At 68.7% G+C, this 24,823-nt stretch carries 24 protein-coding genes and 1 pseudogene; 15 read left to right on the top strand and 10 right to left on the bottom strand.

The features are described from left to right. Window positions 1-103: 103 nt before the first annotated feature. Genes M878_RS61145 through M878_RS61130 form a run of 4 tightly spaced genes read left to right on the top strand, consistent with a single transcriptional unit; the run spans window position 104 to window position 4,670 of the window. Window positions 104-1,180, top strand: coding sequence for a thiamine ABC transporter substrate-binding protein (locus tag M878_RS61145; RefSeq protein ID WP_023546438.1), 1,077 nt, complete (start codon window positions 104-106; stop codon window positions 1,178-1,180). 44 nt (window positions 1,181-1,224) lie between these two features. Continuing rightward, the gene (locus M878_RS61140) at window positions 1,225-2,826 is read left to right on the top strand and encodes an ABC transporter permease (protein ID WP_023546437.1); all 1,602 of its coding nucleotides are present in this window, start codon (window positions 1,225-1,227) and stop codon (window positions 2,824-2,826) included. Then, window positions 2,826-3,848: an ABC transporter ATP-binding protein gene (locus tag M878_RS61135; RefSeq protein WP_023546436.1), complete on the top strand. Its 1,023-nt coding sequence runs from the start codon at window positions 2,826-2,828 to the stop codon at window positions 3,846-3,848. The genes M878_RS61140 and M878_RS61135 overlap by 1 nt, the downstream gene beginning before the upstream one ends. Before the next feature lie 24 nt (window positions 3,849-3,872). Then, window positions 3,873-4,670, top strand: a complete 798-nt coding sequence (locus M878_RS61130; protein WP_031224731.1) for a maleylpyruvate isomerase family mycothiol-dependent enzyme — start codon at window positions 3,873-3,875, stop codon at window positions 4,668-4,670. Between the two features lie 122 nt (window positions 4,671-4,792). Here M878_RS61130 and M878_RS61125 read toward each other — a convergent pair whose 3' ends face one another. The 6 genes from M878_RS61125 to M878_RS61100 all read right to left on the bottom strand — a co-directional run bounded on the left by M878_RS61125 (window position 4,793) and on the right by M878_RS61100 (window position 10,565). Continuing rightward, on the bottom strand, window positions 4,793-5,443 hold the full coding sequence (locus M878_RS61125; protein ID WP_031224730.1) for an LAETG motif-containing sortase-dependent surface protein: 651 nt from the start codon (window positions 5,441-5,443) through the stop codon (window positions 4,793-4,795). A 296-nt stretch (window positions 5,444-5,739) separates the two neighbouring features. Beyond that, the gene (locus M878_RS61120) at window positions 5,740-6,147 is read right to left on the bottom strand and encodes a VOC family protein (RefSeq protein ID WP_023546433.1); all 408 of its coding nucleotides are present in this window, start codon (window positions 6,145-6,147) and stop codon (window positions 5,740-5,742) included. A gap of 128 nt (window positions 6,148-6,275) precedes the next feature. Next, window positions 6,276-7,730: a hypothetical protein gene (locus tag M878_RS61115; protein ID WP_023546432.1), complete on the bottom strand. Its 1,455-nt coding sequence runs from the start codon at window positions 7,728-7,730 to the stop codon at window positions 6,276-6,278. After that, window positions 7,712-8,452, bottom strand: coding sequence for an ABC transporter ATP-binding protein (locus M878_RS61110; RefSeq protein WP_023546431.1), 741 nt, complete (start codon window positions 8,450-8,452; stop codon window positions 7,712-7,714). Before M878_RS61110 ends, M878_RS61115 begins: the two co-directional genes overlap by 19 nt. A 210-nt stretch (window positions 8,453-8,662) precedes the next feature. After that, window positions 8,663-10,027, bottom strand: coding sequence for an aspartate aminotransferase family protein (locus M878_RS61105; RefSeq protein WP_023546430.1), 1,365 nt, complete (start codon window positions 10,025-10,027; stop codon window positions 8,663-8,665). Window positions 10,028-10,046: 19 nt separating this feature from the next. Then, complete coding sequence (locus M878_RS61100; protein ID WP_031224729.1) at window positions 10,047-10,565, bottom strand: Lrp/AsnC family transcriptional regulator; 519 nt, start codon at window positions 10,563-10,565, stop codon at window positions 10,047-10,049. 170 nt (window positions 10,566-10,735) lie between these two features. Between M878_RS61100 and M878_RS61095 the strand changes: the two genes are divergently transcribed. The 3 genes and pseudogenes from M878_RS61095 to M878_RS94095 form a co-directional block, all read left to right on the top strand. Beyond that, window positions 10,736-12,175, top strand: coding sequence for a gamma-aminobutyraldehyde dehydrogenase (locus M878_RS61095; protein WP_023546428.1), 1,440 nt, complete (start codon window positions 10,736-10,738; stop codon window positions 12,173-12,175). 163 nt (window positions 12,176-12,338) lie between these two features. Further along, on the top strand, window positions 12,339-13,532 hold the full coding sequence (locus tag M878_RS61090; RefSeq protein WP_031224728.1) for an ABC transporter substrate-binding protein: 1,194 nt from the start codon (window positions 12,339-12,341) through the stop codon (window positions 13,530-13,532). An 18-nt stretch (window positions 13,533-13,550) separates the two neighbouring features. Then, a pseudogene (locus M878_RS94095) lies at window positions 13,551-13,984 on the top strand (aldehyde dehydrogenase family protein); the annotation flags it as partial. Window positions 13,985-13,997: 13 nt separating this feature from the next. On the opposite strand, the gene M878_RS61085 reads toward M878_RS94095, so the two are convergent. The 3 genes from M878_RS61085 to M878_RS61080 form a co-directional block, all read right to left on the bottom strand. After that, window positions 13,998-15,164 (bottom strand): MAB_1171c family putative transporter, encoded by a 1,167-nt coding sequence (locus tag M878_RS61085; protein WP_023546424.1) that lies wholly within the window; start codon window positions 15,162-15,164, stop codon window positions 13,998-14,000. After that, window positions 15,161-15,493, bottom strand: coding sequence for a hypothetical protein (locus M878_RS47630; RefSeq protein ID WP_023546423.1), 333 nt, complete (start codon window positions 15,491-15,493; stop codon window positions 15,161-15,163). The genes M878_RS61085 and M878_RS47630 overlap by 4 nt, the downstream gene beginning before the upstream one ends. Window positions 15,494-15,787: 294 nt before the next feature. Continuing rightward, window positions 15,788-16,270: a hypothetical protein gene (locus tag M878_RS61080; protein ID WP_023546422.1), complete on the bottom strand. Its 483-nt coding sequence runs from the start codon at window positions 16,268-16,270 to the stop codon at window positions 15,788-15,790. A gap of 235 nt (window positions 16,271-16,505) precedes the next feature. On the opposite strand from M878_RS61080, the gene M878_RS47625 reads away from it, so the two are divergent. The 6 genes from M878_RS47625 (at window position 16,506) to M878_RS61060 (ending at window position 22,136) form a co-directional block, all read left to right on the top strand. Further along, on the top strand, window positions 16,506-16,982 hold the full coding sequence (locus M878_RS47625) for a thiamine pyrophosphate-binding protein (protein ID WP_158692681.1): 477 nt from the start codon (window positions 16,506-16,508) through the stop codon (window positions 16,980-16,982). Then, window positions 16,979-17,569: a thiamine pyrophosphate-dependent enzyme gene (locus M878_RS92200; RefSeq protein WP_023546420.1), complete on the top strand. Its 591-nt coding sequence runs from the start codon at window positions 16,979-16,981 to the stop codon at window positions 17,567-17,569. The genes M878_RS47625 and M878_RS92200 overlap by 4 nt, the downstream gene beginning before the upstream one ends. Window positions 17,570-17,611: 42 nt before the next feature. Continuing rightward, window positions 17,612-19,099 carry an FAD/NAD(P)-binding protein gene (locus M878_RS61075; protein WP_023546419.1) on the top strand — a complete coding sequence of 496 codons (1,488 nt, stop codon included), beginning with the start codon at window positions 17,612-17,614 and terminating at the stop codon, window positions 19,097-19,099. A gap of 56 nt (window positions 19,100-19,155) precedes the next feature. Then, window positions 19,156-20,505 (top strand): DUF6002 family protein, encoded by a 1,350-nt coding sequence (locus M878_RS61070; protein WP_023546418.1) that lies wholly within the window; start codon window positions 19,156-19,158, stop codon window positions 20,503-20,505. Window positions 20,506-20,573: 68 nt separating this feature from the next. Then, a complete protein-coding gene (locus M878_RS61065; protein WP_023546417.1) occupies window positions 20,574-21,464 on the top strand; it encodes an LLM class flavin-dependent oxidoreductase in 891 nt (296 codons plus the stop codon). A gap of 15 nt (window positions 21,465-21,479) precedes the next feature. Continuing rightward, window positions 21,480-22,136 (top strand): pyridoxamine 5'-phosphate oxidase family protein, encoded by a 657-nt coding sequence (locus M878_RS61060; RefSeq protein ID WP_023546416.1) that lies wholly within the window; start codon window positions 21,480-21,482, stop codon window positions 22,134-22,136. Between the two features lie 77 nt (window positions 22,137-22,213). Here the strand turns inward: M878_RS61060 and M878_RS61055 are convergent, their stop codons facing one another. After that, entirely contained in the window at window positions 22,214-23,101 is an 888-nt protein-coding gene (locus tag M878_RS61055) for a LysR family transcriptional regulator (RefSeq protein WP_031224721.1), read from the bottom strand. 189 nt (window positions 23,102-23,290) lie between these two features. Here M878_RS61055 and M878_RS61050 point away from each other — a divergent pair, with 189 nt between their 5' ends. Together M878_RS61050 and M878_RS61045 are read left to right on the top strand one after the other, a co-directional pair. Beyond that, window positions 23,291-24,460 carry an MFS transporter gene (locus M878_RS61050; RefSeq protein WP_031224720.1) on the top strand — a complete coding sequence of 390 codons (1,170 nt, stop codon included), beginning with the start codon at window positions 23,291-23,293 and terminating at the stop codon, window positions 24,458-24,460. Further along, window positions 24,457-24,786, top strand: coding sequence for a hypothetical protein (locus M878_RS61045; RefSeq protein WP_023546413.1), 330 nt, complete (start codon window positions 24,457-24,459; stop codon window positions 24,784-24,786). The genes M878_RS61050 and M878_RS61045 overlap by 4 nt, the downstream gene beginning before the upstream one ends. The last annotated feature ends 37 nt before the right edge of the window (window positions 24,787-24,823 follow it).

The following is a 24,823-nucleotide window of genomic DNA, read 5'->3' as shown; positions in this document are numbered from 1 at the left end:
CATTCTGGGTAGGAAGTTCGGTCATCGCTCAAGCTGTCGTGCCCTGCCCGGGGTCCCGGGCGGGGCCGCGTTCTTCCTGGCCAACCCCCAGGAGGACATACCAGTGCACAAGAAGACCCTCGTGGCCGCTGCGGTCGGCCTCGGACTCATCAGCCTGTCCGCATGCGGTACCAGCGAGACGAAGTCGTCGTCCGCGGACTCCAAGACCGTCACCCTCGTCAGCCACGACTCATGGGCCGTCTCCAAGAGCGTGCTCGACGACTTCGAGAAGCAGAGCGGGTACAAGGTCCACGTCCTCAAGGACGGCGACGCAGGGCAGGCCGTCAACAAGGCGATCCTCACTAAGGACAACCCGCAGGGCGACGTCTTCTTCGGCGTCGACAACACCCTGCTGTCCCGCGCCCTCGACAACGGCCTCTTCGAGTCGTACACCGCCAAGGGCCTCGACAAGGTCGGCGCCGCCTACCAACTCGACCAGGCACAGCACCGGGTCACGCCCGTCGACTACGGCGACATCTGCGTCAACTACGACAAGGCCTACTTCGGCAAGCACAAGCTGACCCCGCCGCAGTCCTTCGCCGACCTGGCCAAGCCCGAGTACAAGAACCTCCTCGTCACGGAGAACGCCGCCACCTCCTCGCCCGGCCTCGGCTTCCTGCTGGGCAGCGCCGCGCAGTTCGGCGACCAGGGCTGGCAGGACTACTGGAAGAAGCTCAAGGCCAACGGCGTCAAGGTCGTCGACGGCTGGGAGCAGGCCTACTACCAGGAATTCTCCGGCTCCTCCGAGGGCAGGAAGGCCGGCGGTGACCGGCCGCTGGTGGTGTCGTACGCCTCCTCGCCGCCCGCCGAGGTGATCTACGCCAAGAAGCGGCCCAGCACCGCCCCGACCGGCGTGGCGAACGGCACCTGCTTCCGGCAGATCGAGTTCGCCGGACTGCTCAGCAACGCCAAGAACCCCAAGGGTGCCAAGGCGTTCATCGACTTCCTGGTTTCCAGGGAGTTCCAGGAGGACATGCCGCTGAACATGTACGTCTACCCGGTGCTGAAGGGCGCCAAGGTGCCCGCCGAGTTCACCGCGTACGGCCCGGCCGCCCAGCATCCCGAGACCATGGCCCCCGGCAAGATCGCCGCCAACCGCGACCAGTGGGTCAAGTCGTGGACCTCGCTCGTACTGAAGTAGCGCCCCGCAAGGGCCGTACGGGGAACGCGGCGCGGCTCGGGCTGATGGCCCTGCCCGTCGCGTTCTTCGCGCTGTTCTTCGCCTGGCCCGTGGCCGCGATCGTCGCGCGCGGACTGAAGGTGGACGGCGCCTGGCAGTTCGGGCGGATCACGGACGTGCTCACACAGCCGGACATCCGGCACGTGCTGTGGTTCACCACCTGGCAGGCGCTCGCCTCCACCGCGCTCACCCTGCTGCTCGCACTGCCCGCCGCCCATGTCTTCGCCCGCCTGGACTTCCCGGGCAAACAGCTGCTGCGGGCCGTGGTCACCGTGCCGTTCGTGCTGCCGACGGTCGTCGTCGGCACCGCCTTCCTGGCGCTGGTCGGCCGGGGCGGCCTGCTGGACGAGGTGGGGGGCGTACGGCTGGACACCACGGTGTGGGCGATCCTGCTGGCGCACGTCTTCTTCAACTACGCGGTCGTCGTACGGACCGTCGGCGGGCTGTGGGCCCAGCTCGACCCCCGGCAGGAGGAGGCCGCCCGGATGCTGGGCGCCTCGCCGTTCCACGCCTGGCGGAAGGTGACCCTGCCCGCGCTGGCGCCCGCCGTGGCCGCCGCCGCGCTGATGGTGTTCCTGTTCACCTTCACCTCCTTCGGCGTCGTCCAGATCCTCGGCGGCCCCGCCTTCTCCACGCTCGAAGTGGAGATCTACCGGCAGACCTCCGAGGTCTTCGACCTCTCCACGGCCGCCGTCCTGACCCTCGTCCAGTTCGTCGCCGTCGGCGCGATCCTCGCCGTGCACGCCTGGACGGTACGGCGCCGGGAGACTCCCCTGCGGCTCGTCGCCTCCGAGGTGACCGCCCGCCGCCCGCGCGGCGCCGGCCAATGGGCCCTGCTGGCCGGTGTCCTCGCCACCATCGCGCTGCTCCTCGTCCTGCCGCTCGCCGTTCTCGTCCGCCGCTCGCTCGACGCGCCCGGCTTCGGCTACTATCGCGCATTGATGAACGCCGACGGCGGTACGTTCCTGGTGGCGCCGATCCACGCGGTGTGGACCTCGCTGCAGTACGCCGTCGCTGCCACCGTCATCGCCGTGGTGATCGGAGGTCTCGCCGCCGCCGCGCTGGCCCGCCGGGATGCGGGACGTCTGGTGCGGGGCTTCGACGCGCTGCTGATGCTGCCGCTCGGCGTGTCCGCCGTGACCGTCGGCTTCGGCTTCCTGATCGCGCTCGACAAGCCGCCACTGGACCTCAGACAGTCCTGGATTCTCGTCCCGCTCGCACAGGCACTGGTGGGCGCCCCCTTCGTCGTACGCACCATGCTGCCCGTCCTGCGTGCCGTGGACGGACGGCTGCGGGAGGCGGCGGCCGTGCTCGGGGCCTCGCCGTGGCGGGTGTGGCGGGAGGTGGATCTGCCGCTGGTGCGGCGGGCGCTGCTGGTCGCTGCCGGGTTCGCGTTCGCCGTCTCGCTCGGCGAGTTCGGGGCCACCGTGTTCATCGCCCGGCCCGACAACCCGACGCTACCGGTCGCCGTGGCCCGGCTGCTCAGCCGTCCCGGCGATCTCAACTACGGCCAGGCGATGGCCCTCTCGACCATTCTGATGGTGGTGTGCGCCGCCGCACTGCTGATCCTGGAGCGGCTGCGCACCGACCGGACGGGGGAGTTCTGATGCTGCTCAGTCTCGCTGCCGCGACCGTGCGCTTCGGCGGGCGGGCCGTACTCGACGCGGTCGACCTCGACGTCGCCGAGCACGAGGTGGTGTGCGTCCTCGGGCCCAGCGGCAGCGGGAAGTCGACCCTGCTGCGGGCGGTCGCCGGGCTTCAGCCCCTGTCCGGCGGACGGGTCGTGCTCGACGGCCGGGACCAGACGGGCGTACCCGCGCACAAGCGGGGCGTCGGCCTGATGTTCCAGGACCACCAGCTCTTCCCGCAGCGGGACGTCGGCGCGAACGTGGCGTTCGGGCCGCGGATGCAGGGCGCCGCCAAGGGCGAACGGGACACGCAGGTCGGGCAGTTGCTGGAACTGGTCGGACTGCCGGGAGCCGCCCGGCGGGCCGTGGCCGGGCTGTCCGGTGGCGAGCAGCAGCGCGTGGCCCTCGCCCGCGCGCTCGCGCCCGAGCCCCGGCTGCTGATGCTGGACGAGCCGCTCGGCCAGCTCGACCGCTCGTTGCGGGAACGCCTGGTGGTCGAACTGCGGGAGCTGTTCGGCCGGTTGGGGACGACCGTGCTCGCCGTGACCCACGACCAGGGCGAGGCGTTCGCGCTGGCCGACCGGGTGGTGGTGATGCGGGACGGGCGGATCGCGCAGTCCGGCACGCCGCTGGAGGTGTGGCAGCGCCCGGCCGACGCGTTCGTGGCCCGCTTCCTCGGCTTCGACAACGTGGTCGAGGCGACCGTCGCCGGTGCGGCCGCCGACAGCCCCTGGGGAAAGCTCCCGGTGCCCGACGGCTCCCCGCAGGGCGCGCGCACCCTGCTGGTCCGGCCCGCCGGGGTACGGCTCGTGGCGGCCGACGCCGGCCTGCCCTGCACGGTGGCCGCCCGCACCTTCAAGGGCACCCATGTGGCCGTCCACCTCCGGCCCGGCGACGACGGGCCGCGCCTGGAGGCGGCCTGTGCGCTGCGGGACGCGCCGGAGGCCGGGGACGCGGTGGGCGTGGAGTTCGACGCGGCCGAAATCGTCGTGCTGGACTGATCATCCGGCCCCTAGGGTGAGGTCATGACGTTGCTCGCGCATGACCGTTACTGTGACGAAATCGCCCGCCAGGTAGAGCAGTTGAGAGCCGTGGTGACCTCCCGAGCCGACCTCTCCGCGACCGTGCCGACGTGCCCGGACTGGTCGCTGGAGGATCTCGTACGGCATATGGGTGGCGCCCTGCGCTGGGTCGATGCCCTGGTGCGGAGCCGGGCGCGGGAGAACATCCCGCCCGAGCGGATCCCGCTGCACGAGGGCCCCGAGAAGCGGGGTGACGCGGCCGCTCTGGACCAGTGGCTCGCTCAGACCGGGGACCTGGTCGTCGGCGCGCTGCGCGAGGCCGGGCCGGACACCGAGGTGTGGGCCTGGGCCGGGGTGGCGAACGCGGGGTTCTGGGCGCGCCGGATGACCCACGAGATCACCGTGCACCGCGCCGACGCCACGCTCGCCGCCGGGCTGCCGTACGAGCTCGCGCCGGACGTCGCCGCGGACGCGCTGGACGAGTGGCTTCAACTGGTGGAGTGGGTGCAGCGGAACATGCCGAAGGACCCGGCGCGGGACCTGAGCCGGCCGGGCAGCAGCATCCACCTGCACGCCACCGACACCGACCCGGCGCTGAACGCCGAGTGGCTGGTCGAGCTGGGCGAGGAGGCGATCGTCTGGCGGCGCGGGCACGAGAAGGCCACGGTCGCCCTGCGCGGCCCGGTCGCCTCCGTGCTGCTCGCCTTCTACGGCCGGCTGCCCCTGGACAGCCCCGGACTGGAGATCCTGGGCGAGCGGGAGCTGCTGGAGTTCTGGCTGGACCGGGCGAAGTTCGGCTGAGCGAGCCTCCGTACGGCCGTACGACTGTACGGCCGTGAGGCCACAGGGGCGTACGGCCGCGGCCCGTCCCCTGGGGATAGGGGGACGGGCCGCGGTGGAGCTGTTGTTACAGAGGCGAGGCGTCAGCCGTTGCCGCGGGTCCCACGACGGCGCATGCCGAAGAAGACCGCGCCACCGCCGACGGCGACCAGCGCACCCGCGATGCCGGCGATCAGACCGGTGTTGGAGTCGGCACCGGTCTCGGCGAGGTTCGAGCTGCCGGCCGCCGGGGACGGCGCGTTGCTCGGTGCCGCGCTCGCCGGGGCGGAGCTGGACGCGGAGGCCGACGGGGTCGGGGACTCGGCCGGGGCGGACTTCGACGGCGACGGCTTCGGCGTCGAGGAGGCCGGCGGGGTCGGGCTGCCGGTCTTGCAGCTTACGGCCGGGCTGCTGAGGATGGGCGTGATGTCCCTGTCGAGGATGGTGGTCGCCTTGACGTGGACGCGGTAGGTCGCGTTCGGCTGCCAGTTCTCCTGGAAGGTGACCTGGGCGCCCTCGGCCGAGCCCTTGACCTCCTGCTCGCCGATCTGCTTCTCGACCCCGCCCGCATTCTGGCGGAACACGGTGATGGTGGCAGGAGTGCCTGAGAGGTCGGTGTCGGTGACGACGATGATGCCCTTCTGGCCGTCGCACTTGGCTTCGGCGGAGAAGTCACTGATGTTGCACGCGAGCGCGGAGCCGGCCACTCCCAGCACGACCGCGGCAGAAGCGGACACAACACCCAGAGCGCGCACGGAACGGCGTACGCCACGGTGAGTTATGGACAACGTTTGTCCTTTACAGAGTGCATAACTGCGGGGGGCTGTGGAGGAGTTGAGGCACCGGATGAGGTGAGTGCCCCAGCACCCCCAGGAGGCTCACAGGTCTATAAGCGCTCCATAAGCAGTGTCAATGCATATGCCGCGAGCGGCCGTTGGCTTTACCTTCTTATTAACCACCGAGATGTTTGATCACGTTGGTGACGGAGGGCGGAACGAGGGTGCCCTGGCGAGGAGTTGGAGCGCGTCCTCCAGCATCCCGTCGTCGAGGGTCAGCCCTGGATCGCGGACGGGTCCATCCACATGACCTCCCAGGTGTGGCCGTCGAGGTCGTCGAAGGCGCGGCCGTACATGAAGCCGTGGTCCTGGGTCTGGCCGGTGGCCGTGCCGCCCGCCGCGATCGCCTTGTCGACCAGCTCGTCCACCTTCTCGCGGCTCTCGGCGCTCAGACAGACGAGCACCTCGCTGGTCGTGGTGGCGTCGGCGATCTCTTTCTTGGTGAAGGTCGAGTAGAACGGCTTGGTGAGCAGCATCGCGACGATGGTGTCGCTGATCACCACGGAGGCCGCGTTCTCGTCGCTGAACTGCGGGTTGATCGTGTAGCCGAGTTCCGTGAAGAACTTCTTCGAGGCGTCGAGGTCGTTCACGGGCAGGTTCACGAAGATCATCTGCTGGTACATGAGGGTCTCTCCCTGGTGATGCGTGCCGGGGTCAGCATGTTCGATGGGTAGACCGGGGGTCCCGGGAGAACTCATCGGTCGCCGGGAACTCTTTTTTCTCAGCGGACCTCAGCGGATCTCGGCGGTTCTCAGCGGTCCACGGGGAGGGCCGACAGGGCGGCGACGACGAGGGTGAGCGAGCCGAACAGCGCCAGCAGGGCCACCGCGCGGAGGGTTGCGGCCGTACGCAGCGTCCAGGCCGGAGCGCCGAGCCGGAGCAGCGCGGCGGTCGTGTCGGCCCGGCACTGGCGGGTCTCCACGGCCGCGGTGAGCACGGTGGCGACCGTGCAGCCGGTGACCAGCGTCGCGCCGAGGGCGGTCAGCGGGCCGAACGACGGTGCGGAGCCGGCGTACAGCGTGGTCATGGCGTAACCGGCGGACGTGACCGCGCTGACGACGCCCAGGGGGCGGCCGATGCGGGTGGCTTCCGTCATGAGGACCCGGCCGGCGAGGAGGCGGAGGGCGCCGGGGCGGGTGCACTGCAGGAAGCGGCCGCACAGGTGGGTGAGGCCGGGCGAGGCGAGGACCAGGCCGGCGGCGGTGACGAGCCAGCCGGTGAGTACGGCGATGTTCGAGCGGCCGGCGTAGGACTGGACGGTGAGGCCGGTGGTGAGGAGAGCGATGCCCCAGGGGAGGCCGGCTGGTGCGTCATGCGGGCGCCGGTGGGTGACGTCGGTCCAGTCGGCGTCCGGGGTCGGCGGCTCGGGGCCGGATTCGCCGCTCGGCGCTTTCCCGTCGCCGTCTGTCTCTGAGCCGGGAGCCGCTGTCTCTGAGTCGGGAGCCGCTGTCTTTGAGCCGGGAGCCGCCCCGGCGGCACGACCGCCCGCGGACGGACGACTGTCCTGCCCGCCGTCCTGGGCCGCTCGCTCGTCGTCGCCTGCGGACTCCCGGTCCGCTGCGGCCTCTCGGTCGGCCGTGGGCCTGCGGCCGGAGCGGGCGCCGAAGCGGCCGTACGCTCCGAAGGTCTCCCGTGCCGACGGGTGGCCGTACGCGCCGAAGCGGCCGTACATGCGCAGGATCGGGGTGGGGCGCGGGTCTTTCGGGCGCAGGGCCACGGCCACGGTCGTCGAGGCGACGGCCGGGAGGAGGGCCAGCAGGGTCATGGCAGCCGGGACGGGGAGGGACTGATCGGCTGCCAGGAAGTCCGCGGCCGCGCCGTCGAAGGGCATGCCCGTGAGGTCGCCGCGCAGATGCAGGAAGACAAGCAGGGCGAGCAGCGAGCCCAGGGTGCAGGACAGGGCCGTGGTGAGCGCGCAGACCGCCATCAGGCGCGCCGGACCGACGCCCACGGCGGACAGGCCGGGGCGCGGCCGGGTGCCGGGGTCGGTACGGGCGACGGCGAGCGCGAAGTACACCGTGGCGGCGAACGGCACCACACTCCAGGCGAGCCGCAGCGCGGCGGCGTCCGCCCGCTCCGGGTGGTGGAGGGCGTAGCCGAGGCAGGCCAGCATCAGGAAGCCGGTGCCGGCGGCCGCCACGGCGACCAGCAGGCGGCGCAGCTGGACGGCGGGCCTGGCCGCACGGGTCAGACGGAGAGCGAGCACGCGGCCCGGCCTTCCGTGTCGGGGGCGTCGGGCAGCAGCACGGTGCGCATGCTGCGGCCGTCCAGCAGGCCGATGGCGCGGTCGGCGAGGGCGGCGGCCTGGGGGTCGAGCGAGGCGAGGACCATGGTGATGCCGTGCGAGCGGGTGGCCGAGGTGAGCGTCCGCAGCACATGGGTGCGGTCGGAGCGGTGCAGTGGTGCCGTCGGCTCGTCGGCGAAGAGGACCATGGGGGCCGGGGCCAGCGCCCGGGCGATCGAGACGCGCTGCCGTTCGGCCTGGTGGAGGGCGTGCGGGCGGTTGCGGGCCTTGTCGCCGACGTCGAGCCGTTCCAGCCACTCCAGCGCGGCGACCTTCGCCCTGCGGCGGCCGGCGCCGCGCAGCATCAGCGGGAGTGCGACGTTCTCCCAGGCGTTCAGCTCGGGGACCAGGACCGGCGCGGGGTCGATCCAGCCGAAGCGGTCCCGGCGCAGCCGCTCGCGGCGCATCGGGCCCAGGGTGTGCAAGGGCGTGCTGTTGAACCACACCTCGCCCTCGCGCACCGGCACCAGACCGGACAGACAGCGCAGCAGCGTCGTCTTCCCGCTGCCGCGCGGGCCGATGACGGCGAGGATCTCGCCCTCGCGTACGGCGAGCGAGACCCCGGCGAGTCCGGGCGACCCGTCGGGGTGCCTGAAGTGCAGCGCGCGTGCCCAGAGCACGTCGTTGTCCGGCGGGGCCTCCATGGTCGTACACCTCGGTTCTGATCCGCTATTCCCGTGTTCGTTCCCTCGTGCGGGGGAACGAACGCTGGGCTGATCGGTCACTGGAACGCTAGGCAGCCATTACCGGAGGGCCGGACAGCACACGGCCCCGGGCCGCCGTTCTCACTCGAGCGGGGGCACCCGGGGCCGGCGTTGATCATCCGGAAGGATCAAAGGATCATCCGAACGTGATCAGAGCTTCGTCCACGCCTCCGTGAGGGTGGCGCGCAGGATCTGCTCGATCTCGTCGAAGGTCTCCTGGTTGGAGATCAGCGGCGGGGCGAGCTGGACGACCGGGTCGCCGCGGTCGTCGGCACGGCAGTACAGGCCGTTCTCGTAGAGCGCCTTGGAGAGGAAGCCGTACAGGACGCGCTCGGTCTCCTCCTCGTTGAAGGACTCCTTGGTGTTCTTGTCCTTCACCAGCTCGATGCCGTAGAAGAAGCCGTTGCCGCGGACGTCGCCGACGATCGGCAGGTCGTGCAGCTTCTGCAGCGTCTGCAGGAAGGCGCCCTCGTTGTCCAGCACGTGCTGGTTGATGTTCTCGCGCTCGAACAGGTCGAGGTTGGCGAGACCCACGGCCGCGGAGACCGGGTGGCCGCCGAAGGTGTAGCCGTGCAGGAAGGTGTTGTCGCCCTTGTAGAAGGGCTCGGCGAGCTTGTCGGAGATGATGCAGGCGCCGATCGGGGAGTAGCCCGAGGTCATGCCCTTGGCGCAGGTGATCATGTCCGGGACGTAGCCGAACTTGTCGCAGGCGAACATCGTGCCCAGGCGGCCGAAGGCGCAGATGACCTCGTCCGACACGAGCAGCACGTCGTACTGGTCGCAGATCTCGCGCACGCGCTGGAAGTAGCCGGGCGGCGGCGGGAAGCAGCCGCCGGCGTTCTGCACCGGCTCCAGGAAGACCGCGGCGACGGTGTCCGGGCCCTCGAAGAGGATCTGCTGCTCGATCTGGTCGGCGGCCCAGCGGCCGAAGGCCTCCGGGTCGTCGCCGAAGATCGGGGCGCGGTAGATGTTGGTGTTCGGCACCTTGTGCGCGCCCGGGACGAGCGGCTCGAACGGCGCCTTCAGACCGGGCAGACCCGTGATGGACAGGGCGCCCTGCGGGGTGCCGTGGTAGGCGACCGCACGCGAGATGACCTTGTACTTGGTCGGCTTGCCCTGCAGCTTGAAGTACTGCTTGGCGAGCTTCCAGGCGGTCTCGACGGCCTCGCCGCCGCCGGTGGTGAAGAAGACCTTGTTCAGGTCGCCCGGGGCGTAGTCGGCGAGGCGCTCGGCCAGCTCGACGGCCTTCGGGTGGGCGTAGGACCACACCGGGAAGAAGGCCAGCTCCTGCGCCTGCTTGAACGCGGTCTCGGCGAGTTCCGTACGGCCGTGACCGGCCTGGACCACGAACAGACCCGCGAGACCGTCGAGGTAGCGCTTGCCCTTGTCGTCGTAGATGTAGGTGCCCTCACCCCGGACGATGGTCGGGACCGGGGAGTTCTCGTACGAGGACATGCGGGTGAAGTGCATCCACAGGTGGTCGTACGCGGTGCGGCTGAGGTCCTTGGTGCTCACGGTTATCGGGTCCTCACGGTTATCGGGTTCCCCACATGTAGGTCTGCTTCTTCAGCTTCAGGTAGACGAAGCTTTCGGTTGAGCGCACGCCGGGCAGGGACCGGATGCGTTTGTTGATGACGTCCAGCAGGTGGTCGTCGTCCTCGCAGACGATCTCGGCGAGGATGTCGAACGAGCCCGCGGTCATCACCACGTACTCGACTTCCGACATGCCGGTCAGCGCGTCCGCGATCGACTCGACATCGCCCTCGACGTTGATCCCGACCATCGCCTGCCGGCGGAAGCCCACGGTGAGCGGGTCCGTGACGGCGACGATCTGCATCACGCCCTGGTCCAGCAGCTTCTGGACGCGCTGGCGCACGGCCGCCTCCGAAAGGCCGACGGCCTTGCCGATCGCGGCGTACGGCCTGCGGCCGTCCTCCTGGAGCTGCTGAATGATGGCGAGGGAGACGGCATCCAGCTGGGGGGTGCCGTTCCTGGACTCGCGGGACGAGTCCCTCTGGTCTGCGCTTCGACTGGCCACGGCCTCACTGTGCACGAGGTCTCGACAGTTTCGCAACCCCTCAGCGATGAAATTCGTTGTTTACGGCTCCGAAGCTTGCGGATTTCGCAGAACTGATGGCCATGGGGGTGTTGAAAACGTGGGCCTGACGACTAGGGTGGGTGTCTCAGCAATCGGACAGCGAGTACCTGATCAGGAGGCCGGCAGTGAGCACCGAGCTGCGTCGTCTGCGCAACTACATCGACGGTGAGTTCCGGGACGCCGCCGACGGACGGACCACCGAGGTGGTCAACCCCGCGACGGGCGAGGCGTACGCGACCGCGCCGCTGTCCGGACAGGCGGACGTCGACGCCGCGATGGCGGCCGCCGCTGCGGCCTTCCCGGCCTGGCGCGACACCACTCCCGCCGAGCGCCAGAAGGCCCTGCTCAAGATCGCCGACGCGTTCGAGGAGCGCGCCGAGGACCTGATCGCGGCCGAGGTGGAGAACACGGGCAAGCCCACCGGGCTCACCCGCTCCGAGGAGATCCCGCCGATGGTCGACCAGATCCGCTTCTTCGCGGGCGCGGCGCGGCTGCTGGAGGGCCGCTCGGCCGGCGAGTACATGGAGGGGATGACCTCGATCATCCGCCGTGAGCCGGTCGGCGTCTGCGCCCAGGTCGCCCCCTGGAACTACCCGATGATGATGGCCGTATGGAAGTTCGCCCCGGCCATCGCCGCGGGCAACACGGTCGTCCTGAAGCCCTCGGACACCACCCCGGCCTCCACCGTCCTCATCGCCGACATCATCGGCTCGATCCTCCCCAAGGGCGTCTTCAACGTCGTCTGCGGCGACCGCGACACGGGCCGCCTCATGGTCGAGCACTCCGTGCCGGCGATGGCGTCGATCACCGGATCGGTGCGCGCGGGCATGTCGGTGGCCGAGTCGGCGTCGAAGGACGTCAAGCGGGTCCACCTGGAGCTGGGCGGCAAGGCCCCGGTCGTCGTCTTCGAGGACACCGACATCGCCAAGGCCGTCGAGGACATCTCCGTCGCGGGCTTCTTCAACGCCGGCCAGGACTGTACGGCCGCGACCCGCGTCCTCGTCCAGGAGTCCATCCACGACGAGTTCGTGGCCGCGCTCGCCAAGGCGGCGTCCGAGACGAAGACCGGCCAGCCGGACGACGAGGACGTCCTGTACGGCCCGCTGAACAACCCGAACCAGCTCAAGCAGGTCTCCGGCTTCATCGACCGCCTCCCCGCCCACGCCAAGGTCCAGGCGGGCGGCCACCAGGTCGGTGACAAGGGCTACTTCTACGCCCCGACCGTCGTCTCCGGCCTGAAGCAGGACGACGAGATCATCCAGAACGAGGTCTTCGGCCCGGTCATCACCGTCCAGTCCTTCACGGACGAGGACCAGGCCGTCGAGTGGGCCAACGGCGTCGAGTACGCCCTCGCGTCCTCGGTGTGGACCAAGGACCACGCCCGCGCGATGCGCATGTCCAAGAAGCTCGACTTCGGCTGTGTGTGGATCAACACCCACATCCCGCTGGTCGCCGAGATGCCCCACGGCGGCTTCAAGAAGTCCGGCTACGGCAAGGACCTGTCGGCGTACGGCTTCGAGGACTACACGCGGATCAAGCATGTGATGACGTCGCTGGGCGAGTGACGCTCCGCGGGGGCCGGCCGCTTTTCGGGTGCGGGTGTGGGGGGCTGGTCGCGTAGTTCCCCGCGCCCCTGGGCCGGCTGGTCGACAAGGTGTCCGGCAGGCCCCGCCTTGCTCGACGCAGCGTCGATTGCCCCTTTGCCCGGCGGGACGACATGCTTCCGGGGTGTCTCAGACTCCTTCCCGTAAGCCCCTGTTGTCCCGCCGTTCCCTCCTGCGCGCCCTAGGCGGCACCGCCGCGTTCGGCGCGCTGGCCGGCTGCGGGGTGCCCGCCGCCTATGTGGCGCCCGGCGACCGGGCCGTCGCCGACGAGTCCACGGCCGACAAGAAGCTGACCTGGGCGAACTGGCCGCTGTACATCGACACCGACGACAAGAACCCGAACCGGCGGCCGACGGTGGATACGTTCGAGAAGCGCACCGGGATACGGGTGGACTACGTCGAGGAGATCAACGACAACGACGAGTTCTTCGGCAAGATCAGCCCCGCGCTGATGAACCACCAGTCGACCGGCCGCGACCTGATCGTCATCAGCGACTGGATGTGCGCGCGGTTCGTACGGCTCGGCTGGGTGCAGAAGATGGACCGGGCCCATCAGCCCAACGTGGCGAAGTACCTCGACCCGCTGCTCCGCTCACCGGCCTTCGACAAGGGCCGCCTCTTCACGGTCCCCTGGCAGTCGGGCATCACTGGCATCGCCTACAACCGCAAGAAGCTGGGCCGCGAGATCCGCCATGTGAAGGACCTCTGGGCAAGCGACTTGAAGGGCCGCGTGACCCTTCTCTCCGGCCTGGACGAGTCGTTCGCGCTGCTCATGCAGGGCAACGGCGTGGACATCACCAAGTGGACGGCGGACGACTTCCACAACGTCTGCGACGAGGTGGAGCGCGAGGTCCAGCGCGGCCAGATCCGCCGCTTCACCGGCAACGACTACACCAAGGACCTGGTCAGCGGCGACGTCCTCGCCTGCCAGGCCTACTCCGGCGACGTCATCCAGCTTCAGGCGGACAATCCGGACATCCGCTTCCTCGTGCCCGAGGAGGGCGCCGAGCTGTGGTCGGACTCCCTGATGATCCCCAACCGGGCCCGTCACAAGGCCAACGCCGAGCGCCTGATCGACTACTACTACGACCCTGGGACCGCCGCGAAGCTCGCCGCCTGGGTCAACTACGTCTGCCCGGTCCCCGCAGCGAAGGAGGTCCTGGCGGCCTCGAAGGATAAGGACACCGCGGCCCTGGCCGACAACCCCCTGATCTTCCCGGACTCCGGCATGCGCAAGCGCCTCGCCATCGCCCGGGACATCACCTCCACGGAACGGGTGGAGTTCGCCAAGCGCTGGAACAAGATCGTGGGGCTGTGACGCCGCTGCCTGCCTCGTCGAGGCCTGGCAGAAGGCGCCCGCCTTATCGCGGGTGGCCCTGATGCCCCAGAAGGCTGCGACCCTGATGCCCCAGAAGGCTGCGACAAGGGTTACTACGTCCGCCCTACCGTGTTCGCTGACGTGACTGCCGAGATGGACATCGCTCGCCAGGAGATCTTCGGCCCCGTACTCTCGTTTATGAAATGCGAGGACGAGGGGGACGCCTTGCGTATCGCCAATGACTCCCAGTACGGCCTCACGGGTCCGTCTGGGCGGCCGAGAAGCAGGCAATAGCCTTTGCACGCTCGATGGCATGTGGTCGAGTGACGGTCATCGGCGGTGCGTACAACCCGCTCGCTCCGTTCGGCGGCTACAAGCAGTCGGGCGTCGGACGAGAACTCGGCGCGCACGGTCTCATGGAATTTCTGCAAGCAACGTCGCTCCAGCTGTGACCTCGCGTCGCGATCAGGCCGACCGCGCAATGTGAGCGCTGAACGAGCCGACGAGGGGTGAAGCGTAGGCCCGAGCCACTTCCAGCAGGAATTCGGTCTCCTCCGCGAGATCGTCACCACCGATTGCCGTGAGGCCGATCGACTGTGCCTCGGGGGGACGCCCAGCCAGTCGAGCGCTGCAAGCCTCCTTGAGCAGACAGGCCACGAGCGCCGCCTTGGCCCTGTCGGGAGTGAGCGCCGCCGAGGTGCCGATGTGCCCGCGCGCGAGTTGTGCCAACTGCGGCGTGATGTAATCGCGCAGCACGAGAACCGCGTCCCGTATCTCTATGATCTTCCGATACTCGGTAAGCCGCCATGATCCTCGGGGCCACAGCAGCTCCACCAGTCGTGGGCGAGGCTTCGCCAGGGCTATGTGGGGGACGGCGTCCACCAGTTCCCGCCACAGTGGCCACAGGTGCCAGCACGTTCTGGCCTTGGTCGCCGCCCTGAACGTCGGTATGGCCAGAGCCGCAGCCCGGAGGAGTCCGTGGAGGCCCATGAGGATCGGCAGCAGCCCAGGGAGGTGAGAGCTGTAGCCGATCAGAAGGAGCAGGTATCCCGACCAGAAGGCTCCGGAGAAGGCCGTACCCAGCGCGAAGAGCGCCAGCATCGTCTTGAGCGGCTGGCTGGCACCGTGCCGGCCATGTCTGAGGAGGAGCCAGACGCACACCGTGTCCGCGGTGAGATGTGTCGCCACTGTGATCCACCAGAAGACAGCGGTGGGAGTGGGCCCAGCCGGGCTGGTGACCAGGTGCCTGCCGTGCGGGCCCGATGTGAGGTCGATGAACGACAGAACGGTCATGACGCCGGTCGCCGACGTGTACAGAAGGCGCCTGGACCATCGCTTGGCGGTGGCCACCATGGCGAAGTCGAGCACGGCGGCCGAAGAGAGCACTCCGCAGAGATTCGCTGCCAGATCCACGAGATGTGTCGGGCCGAACACATCGCGGACCGCACCCGAAATGTCCTGGAGATTCAGTGTCATGGCCAGGCCGGCCGTGGTGACTGCCAGCCACAGGATTCGTTGTTCGTACGAACGGATCGCCGCTGGGGCACGCAGCACTACGCAGATCCAGATGGCGAGCGCTCCGGCGGCTTGGAGCGAGAGGCCCAGCCCCGACGGTCGGAGGAGCAGAGTCAAGCGTCCACCCCTAGTGCCTCCGAGAGCTTGCGCAGCACCTCCGTCTGCTGGTCGTCCTCGGTCCGAAGGACGACGGTCTTGATCAGGCTGGCCAGCATTTCGGCTTCCTGCTCCTGGCGACTGATGTAGTTGGTGCGTGCCAGCAGTCGACGCACCGTCTCGGGATCCAGGTCGGTGAACAGGTGTTGGAGCGGGCCCGTCCCGTGGCTCGGGCCGATGTGGTGATGGTCGAGCAACATGTGCGCGATCTCGTGGAGAATGATGTGCTCCCGATGGAACCTGGTCGTCCGCGCCTCCGAGAAGATGTGGTCTTCCGTGTCGGTGGCCATCCATATGCCGCAAGCGCCACCGGAGGTCACCTGGGGAGGCAGAGGGTGCAGATACAAGGCGCGCCCTCGCTGCCGGGCCAGGTGTTCGCAGAGTTCCTCCACTGAAAGCTCTCGGGGAAGGCGTAATCGGTCCATCAGAAGCCGGCAGTGTCGACGCAGCCTTCTGTAGGTGAATGGCATATGAGTTCCTGCGGTTGGCGATTCGCTGGAGGCGGGCGGTGGGGACGCCTGGGCCGGAGCACATGACCGTCCTGCGCACTGAGTTGTCCGGTGAGCCCGTCCGAATGAGGAGGGTTACGCATCGGACGTCCCAGTCCGTTCGTCCCACTCCTCGATGGGCGAGAGGTTCTGCAGTTTTCGCGCTTCGGCCACCATGGCGAGCAGGGCGTCCAGGCTTTCGCCGGACAGTCCGTCGGCCCTCAGCGCCAGGTTGCGCACTCGGGTGTCGCGCAGCGCGGCGGCCAGCTTGAGCTGCGAGCTCACTCGCTCCGCCACGTCCTCGTTGAAGAAGTACGCCGGTGGGACGCCGAAGAACTCAGCCAGGACGGAGAGTTGTTCGAGGGTCACATTGCGCTTCTTGCCCGTGGCCAGTTCCCACAGGTAGGTGCCGGAGATCGCCCCACCCGTGGTTTCCCTGATCTCCTGGGCGAGCTTGGTGTACCCCGGGCGTTTGCGCTCGTCAGGGTAGAAGGCGGCGATGAGCTCGTTGAGGCGGACGTCGATCTTGCCCAGCAACGGTCGGGCGGCCTGGTCTGGGGTGTCATCGCCGCTGGTCATCCGCCGTCCTCGTCAGAGAGATGTCTGCTCGGCGGACTACCCGCCTGCGTGGATCGAAGCCTACCCGTCCAGGTGACCCGCCATCCGCTGTTGTTGACAGAAGCGCATGATTTCAGCTTACGATCGCATCACCAGCCGTCCGCTATAGCGGATGGCTGGTGCAACTCGACGCGATGTCACCGACCTTGGGGGGACCTTGCCCAGCCAAGCGATGCAGAAGGAAACCGCCCGGTCCGTGAGTGACGGTCTCACGGACCTGCCGTTCGGGCCCTACTTCGCGACACCGTGCGGAATTCTGGCTCCGCTCCTGGCCAGACTCGAAGGGCGTGACGACTACATGGTCATCGCCCGCGAGGACAATGCCGTCGGCGAAGCGGCAGGTGCGGCGCTCTGCGGGGCCAAGCCCGTCGTCCTCATGCAGAACTCCGGCTTCGGGAACTCGGTCAACGCACTGGCCTCCCTGGTCGCCCCGTACCGGATACCCATGCTGCTGATCGTGAGTATGCGCGGTACGCATGCGGACCCCACTCCGGAGAACGCAGGCATGGGGAAGCTCACCGAGCCCATCCTCCAGGGACTCGGCATCGGCTACCAGACCCTGGAGGCCGACCACGTCAACGATCAGCTGCTCGAAGCCCTGCGTGTCCTGGACGAGAAGCACGAGCCTTACGCCCTGCTCGTCAGGCCCGACTTCTTCGGGTGGTCCGCATGAACTCCTTCACCAAGACGCAAGCCATCACGGAGATCGTCCGATGCACACCGGGCTTACCCGTCGTCTTCACCACCGGGTACGCCTCACGAATCGGTGCGGGTGTCGCCGACCGTCCCCAGCACTTCTACATGACGGGGTCCATGGGGCTGGCCCTTTCCGTGGGGACCGGCGTCGCGGCCACGGTGGGCACACCGACCGTGGTCGTCGACGGTGACGGCAGTGTTCTCATGAACCCCGTCGGGCTCATATCGGTGGGGACCCGTCGCGAACTGCCCTTGGCGCACATCGTCCTCGACGACGGTCAGTACGCCTCCACAGGTGGGCAGGGCACGCCGAAGGCGGCATTCGACTTCGCCGCCCTGGCGCGCACCACTGGATACCGATCCGTGCACACCGTCACCGGCGTCGGGCAGCTGACCAGCCTGCTGGACGAATTCCTGGACCAGCCCGCAGGCCCCCGATTCGTCCATTGTGTCCTCCGGGGGATCGACTCCCCGCCGCCCGCCCGCATCTCGCAGCCACTGCCCGAACACGCGCGACGGTTCACGGAAGGCGTCGTCGGCCATCGCTCAACAGTGCCCAGGTGACCGACGTTTCGCTCGCTGATCGACCCCATGGAAGCGGATGGCATGAGACTGGCAATAGTAGGGGGTGGCGGCGCGGCGACAGCCCTGCTGGCCGCGCTCACCCGGGAACAGTTACCCGATATCGACGTCACGGTCTTCGAGTCCGCCAAGGACATCGGACCCGGCCGGGCCTATCACCCGGATTCGGACAGCGCACTTCTCAACGTCCCGGTGGGCCGCATGTCCCTGCTGCCCGACATGCCCGGTGACTTTCTCGAGTGGGTCACGACACAGGTTGCTGCGAACGGCACCGCGATCCGTGCGGCCGGACCACAGGACTTCCTGCCTCGTCGTCTGTTCGGTGAGTACCTGGCAGCGAGAGCAGACGACATCGTCGGCAGAATGGCAGACCACGGCCGACCGGTACGCGTCGTCACAGCCGCGGTGACGCGGGCGAGCATCGGCCCCGAGAGCATCTGTCTGCACACGGATGACGGGCGGCAGTTCGACGGCCAGGACCGGCTTGTGCTGTGCGTCGGCACGGGCGGGCCGGTCGACGTCCATGGGCTCGACGGACACGCCGGATACATCCAAGACCCCTACCCGCTCTGGGACCGTCTGGCTGCGGTGCCGAAGACCGCTCATGTCCTCGTGCTCGGAACGGGTCTGACCGCCGTGGACACCGTGCTCTTCCTCTTGGAGAACGGTCACCGCGGCGGTATCACCATGGCCTCACGCACCGGCCTGCTGCCGGCCGTACGCACCAACGTCCCGCCACCGCGATTGCGGCATCTGTCCCGGGAGGCGATGAGCGGAGCGCTGGCCACCGATCCCGTGATGACCTGCGCACGTCTGATGGCACTGGTGAGCAAGGAGATACGGGCGGCTGGCGCCGAACCGGGCAGGGCCATGGCCGACGCCGATCCGTCCGAGCCCTTCGCCTGCAGACTCAAGCGACAACTGCGCCAGGCCCGGGACGGACTCGGGGTGTGGCAGAGCATCGTCGTACAAGGGACGCTCGATTCCATCGAACAGATCTGGCACGCCATGCCCGGCCCGGAACGCCAGCTGTTCCTGTCCCACTGGCATCAGCGCTATCACAGCCTGCTCAGCCCCATGCCGCCACGGACTGCCGCCCGCCTGCTGGCCGCTGCCGAGGAAGGGCGATTGCACGTACGGCGCGGAGTGAGCGGCGTACATGAACGCCAAGACGCGTTACCCCGCTTCTCCGTATCCACCGCCGAGGGCCGTATGACAGCCGATGTCGTGGTGAACACCATCCGGCCGAACGCGGCGGCCGTGCCGGAGACGGCCGTACCGCTGGTGGACAGCCTGGTGCGGTCGGGCGCCGCGCGGATGCACCGCTTCGGAGGGCTCGACGTCGACCCCGGCACCAATCGCCTCATCACCGCGCCCGGACTTGAGGAACCCCGGGCCTATGCCTTGGGTCACCTGACGGCCGGCGTCCACTACTACACCAGCTCCATGCTCATGATCGGCCGGCGAGCCCGCGTCATCGCAGACCAATTCCTCGCCGAACTCACCCCTTGAACCGATCCGGCCGACTCAGTCGCATCTGAACCGATCAGAAAGGCAGGTCCCTTCGCGTGAGCTCTCAGATCTTCACCGAAAAGATCAAGACCACCGACTCGCACAGCCTCATCGTCCGGTACTACGCGGGAGTGAAGGAAGCTTCTCTCCGACTGCTGGGACAGTCTGCCACCAGCGGATTCGCCCCGGACTTCGACTACCCGCAACTGACCGACACCTGGGAGGAGTTCTTCGACGTCGCGCGGGCCGGCTGGGATCCGCTGGGCAGCCACGCGGGGCGACGCATCACACTGCTCGACCTGATGAAGAACCCCGGGACGCGCACGACCAAGACCACCGCCTCGTTACTCATGGTCGCCCGTGCCGTGCACCACATCGATCTCACCGGCGACTCGGTAATGATCTTTACGCCGTCCTCCGGCAACAAGGCCAACGCGCTGCGCGACGCTGTCGCCCGCGCCCTGGAGCTGGAACTCGCTACCCCCGACAAGCTGCGCATCGTCACTTTGACCCCCTCGTCCACGCTGTACAAGTTCCGCCGGAGCATCCTCACCGACGACGCCGAGCTGCGCTCCCGCAACCCGATCCTGGTCTACGACGGCCCCGAGGCCGGAGATGTCAAGCAGATCGGCACGGACTTCGCCCAGGCCTCGGCAGGACGCGACGAACGTGTCTGGTACTCGCTCGACATCGGCAACTACAAGGTCGCCGACGCATGCCGGGCCTTCTACGAGCGCGAGTTCGCCGACCCTGAGCCGGGCAAGCGTCGCCTGCACGCGCACGCCGTCTCCAGCGCATACGGACTCCTGGGCTATCAGCACGGGCTGAACACCATGGCCGACTTGGGAATCCCGTACCACCAGCCCGGCTTCCTCCTTGTGCAGCACCTCGCCACCAGCGACATGGTGCGCCACCACCTCCAGGCGAAGACCGGCGAACTTCCCCGGCTGAACTGGAAGTTGAACGACACCGACGGGATCTTCGAGCAGTACGAATCCGCTCACTTCCCGCAGGCGACGTGGGAGACCCAGGAAAACCTGGAACCGACGTTCTACACCCACAACCCACCGACAGCTCCCGAGATGACGTCCCTCATCGCCCGGCACGGGGGTTCCGGCATCGTCGTCTCCCTGCTCGAGTGCGTCCGACGCTACGGCGAGGTGCGGCGGCTGGTGAACGCCGGTGCGCAGTCGCTGCCCGTCGACCCGCGCCAACTCGGCGAGTGGTCCTTGGTGATGGGAATGACCGGGGTGCTGAACGGGCTTGAGCGCGGCCTCGCGGACGGATTCGACGAAGTCGTGCTGCACGGATCCGGAATGTACCTGGCCGACGCGAAAGGCTCTCCCGACCGCAGCCAGGTCACGACGGTACGCAACGCCGCCGATGTGGCCGCGGCCGTCTACTGAGCCTCGCCTCAGGCGCATGCTCCGGCCCAGAACCCCCCAACACCCCCGAGGACGGAAAGGACCACCCTGTGCGGCTCGGAGTGATCATTCTCCCGGAGCATCCCTGGCCCGAAGCCGGTCGCCTGTGGAAGCGGGCCGAGGATCTCGGTTTCGATCACGCCTGGACCTATGACCATCTGTCATGGCGCTCGTTGCGGGACAGCTCCTGGTACGACTCCATGACGACCCTCACCGCGGCGGCCTGCCACACCCACCGCATACGTCTCGGAGCTCTCGTGGTCACCCCGGACTTCCGGCACCCGGTCACCACGGCGAAGCAGATCATGAGCATCGACCAGGTCAGCAACGGCCGTTTGATCGTGGGCCTGGGCGCCGGAGCGGGTGGCCCGGACAGCAGCGTCCTCGGCTGGCCCGAGCCGACACGCGCCGAACGCACCGCTCGCTTCGAGGAGTTCGTCGCACTGAGCGACACGCTGCTCAGGCAACCGCGCACGACCTGGCGGGGGCGGCACTTCGAGGCCCATGACGCCCGCAACATCCCGGGCTGTCTGCAGCGGCCGCGGGTCCCCTTCGCCATCGCCGCCGCAGGGCCGAGAGGGATGCGGCTGGCCGCGCGCTTCGCGGAGGCATGGGTGACCATCGGCCTGGCGGCCCCGGGCGAGCACACGGAGAGCGCACAGTTCAAGGCCCTCGCGACGCAGGCCGCCGCGCTGGAGGAGAACTGCCGGGAGGTCGGCCGGAACCCCGCGGACCTTCGCCGCATCGTCCATCTGAGCCGTGTCGCACCCGATCCCTATGCCTCTGCGGAGCGCTTCGCCGACCTCCTCGGCCGGTGCGCCGAACTCGGTTTCACCGACGCCGTCGTGGGTCATCCCCGGCCGTCGGGGATCTTCGCCGGCGATCCCGACCGCTTCGAACGCGCCGTCAGCGACTACGCACACCTTCACGAGGGAAACTGAACAGAGAGTGATGACATGACCGACACCCCGTTGTCCCCCACCGAACGGAGCACCGTACTGCGCCACAGCGAACGGGCACGGGCGGACAGGCAGGCACTGTACGACGTACTCGACGCGGGCCTGGTGTGTCACCTCGGGTTCGTGGTGGACGGATGCCCGGTGGTGCTGCCCACCCTCTACGGCCGTGAGGGCGACACCCTGTACATGCACGCGTCGAGCGGAGCACGCAGCTCCCGCCTCTTCGCTGAAGGGGCCGACGTCTGCGTGACGGTGACGCATGTGGACGGCGTCGTCTACGGACGCTCGGTGTTCCACCACTCCGTGAACTATCGCTCGGCAGTCGTGCACGGAAGGGCGCGGACGATGCCGAGTGAGGACGCCAAACGGCACGGGATGAAGGTGCTGGCCGAGCACGTGGCCCCCGGCGCGTGGGACTACGCACGACGACCCGACGCAAAGGAACTGGCTGCTGTCGCCGTCACGGCACTCGATCTGACCGAGTCATCGGTGAAGGTCCGCACCGGCCCCCCGCGCGATCGCGACGACGAGGTCACCCCGGACATGTGGGCCGGAGTACTCCCCGTCAGCCTCGGGGTCGGCGCACCGTGGCCGGATCCTCGGGTACCGGAGGGCGTGGCGGTGCCGGAGCACGTGCGGGCGCGGCGACTTTGAGACCGCACGGACGGGTCGCCTCGGACGACCTCCGGTAGGTTCCGGGCGCCTGACTCCACAGGGGTCGTTCACAGCGGTCATTCGTGGGCCCGGGACCGGCTCCAGCGTTTCGCGGCCGCGACGAAGTGGGCCGTGTGCGGGTGGGAGTCCAAGCTCCGCCAGGCGATGAGGACGCTCACCGGAGCGGCGTCCGCCAAGGGGAGGTAGACGACACCGGGGTGGGGGTGGAGGGTCGCGGTGGAAGAGGTGGAGGCACCGATGCCGCGGCCGGCGGCAATGGCCTCCAGCCACTCGTCGACGTTGTTCACCTCGACCACGGGACGCCCTGGAGCCGCTGTGGCCCACAGGCACGGCGTACCACTGCCGGAGATGACGTTGACGACGAGGGGATCGTCCTTGGTCTGGGCCAGTGAGGCCGTTCCGCTCCCGGCGAGGGGATGGCTGAGAGGCAGGGCCACAACGCGTTGCTCGTCACGGAAGCGGAAGAAGTCGATGTCCCCGTCGGGGGCGGAGCGCAGGATGGCGAGGTGGGAGCGTCCGTCGGTGAGACCGGCGAGAGGGTCGTCGTCGCAGCGTCGCAGATGCACGATCGCGCCGGGGTGTTCGGCCTCGAAACGGTTGACCAGGGGGCCGGTGTCCTTGCCAAGGGCGTTCCATGTGAAGCCGACACGCAGCGGCAGCCGCATGGCGCGGGCCTCGTCGAATGCCTCTGCCGCGGCTGCCACCGCGCGGTGCGCGTAGGGGAGGAAATGCTCCCCCGCGTCGGAGAGCCGAATGACGTGCCGGTTTCTCTCGACCAGCCGCTGGCCCACGCAGCGTTCCAATGCCGCGATAGTACGGCTGAGCGATGACTGGGAAACCTTGAGGGCGCTCGCGGCACGGGTGAAGTGTCTGTGTTCGGCGACCGTCAGAAAGGCCCGTAAATGCCGGAGTTCCATACCGGAAAAGAAGGGGTCCGTGGTCATGTACTGCTCCTACCAGCTGTCATGCGGATGACGCAACACGCAATCCGTTATCGGCATTTCCCTCGCCCGATGTGCCAGGAATAGCGTACCTACGGACAGTCGAAGCAAACGCAAGTCCACTGAGATCACAAGGGCGTTCACCCTATGCCGCATACCCACAGTGCTGTTATTGACCAGAATTCGGCCCCGGTGCCGGCCGGTCGGGACTCACCGCGCGCCTGGCTGGCTGCCGCCGGTGCCATGGTCGCCGTCTGTGTCGCCTATGGACTGGCCTACAGTTACGGTCAGTTCTTCTCCCCCATGGCCGCGTCGTTCGGTGCCGGCAACGGCGCGGGGGCGGCGATCTTCTCGATCACCTCCCTCTTGTTCTTCAGTCTCGGGGCGGTGTCCGGCCCGTTGGCAGACCGGTACGGGCCCCGGACGGTGCTGGCGGCCGGCGGGGGACTCCTCGGGCTCGGGCTGTTCCTCACCGCCCATGCGACCGCCCTGTGGCAGGCGTACCTGGCCTACGGGTTGGGTACCGGACTCGGCGTCGGCTGCGTCTACGTGCCCGTCATGACCGCCATCGGAAGGTGGTTCGACCGCCAACGCGCGCTTGCCACGGGCATCGTGGTCAGCGGAGTCGGCGTGGGCACGGTGGTCAGCTCTCCGTTGTCCGCCTGGATGGTCGACACGTTCGGTTGGCGCCGCTCGTACGAGTACTACGCCCTGGGAGGCGTGGTGCTGCTTCTGCTGTGCGCAGCCCTCGTCCCCCGTCCTCCCCAGCACGAGCCGATGGCGGCCGCGGCACCGGAGACGGGCCGTGCTCGACGGGGCTTCGGCACCCTCTACCTCGCGGCGCTCCTCATCAACATCGTCATCTACGTGCCCTTCGTGCAGCTCTCCCAGTACGCCCGGCACCACGGCGTGTCCAGCGTCGCCGCCGCAAGCCTGGTCTCCGTCATCGGGGTCAGCAGCATCGTCGGACGCCTGGCACTGGGCGCGGTGGCCCGGAGGATCGGCACGCTCAACCTGTTCAAGGCGTGTCACGTGGTGATCGCCGCCAGTCCGCTGCTGTGGCTGGCCTCGGACGGATTCGGCGGGCTGCTGGCGTTCGCCCTCGTCCTGGGCGTCAGCTACGGGGGCTATATCGCCCTCATCCCCGTCGTGCTGGGGGACCAGTACGGGCTCGCCCGCCTGGGCAGAATCCTGGGTGTCCTCTACACCGCGGTGGGCATCGGCTCCGCCGTCGGACCGGCCGCAGCCGGGGCGTTGATCCAGGAGACCGGCAGCTACGCGCCCGCTTTGATCACGCTGACGGTGCTCGGCTCGCTGGGAGCGGCGACTGTGATGGCCTACCGGGGGAAGGACAGCTCATGACACGCACGTCGACACTTGCGGACGAGGTATGTGCGGCCCTCGCGGACTCGGGGTTCCGGCTCGCCGCCTCCCTGGAGGAGCGCGAGGGGGAGGCGGGTGTGTATGTCGAACAGGATTGGGTGGGCGACGGCGCGTTGGTGCTGTGGAACGGGCAGGACCCGGACGAGGGCGGGAACGCCCAGGCGCGTCCGGACGGCAGGCAGCTGAGCCAGGTCGTGTACCGGGCGCTCGCCGAGGTCCTGATGGCCCGTGGCTTCGAGGTCACCCACCATCCTGGAACCGAGCTGCACCCGCCCCAGCTCACGGTCGTGGGACGCCGCGGTTAGGGCCTGTCGTCAAACTCTTCGCCGCTGACGGCTGATT

Source organism: Streptomyces roseochromogenus subsp. oscitans DS 12.976, from assembly GCF_000497445.1.
Taxonomy (GTDB): domain Bacteria; phylum Actinomycetota; class Actinomycetes; order Streptomycetales; family Streptomycetaceae; genus Streptomyces; species Streptomyces oscitans.
This window is presented reverse-complemented; position numbering and strand designations above follow the sequence as displayed.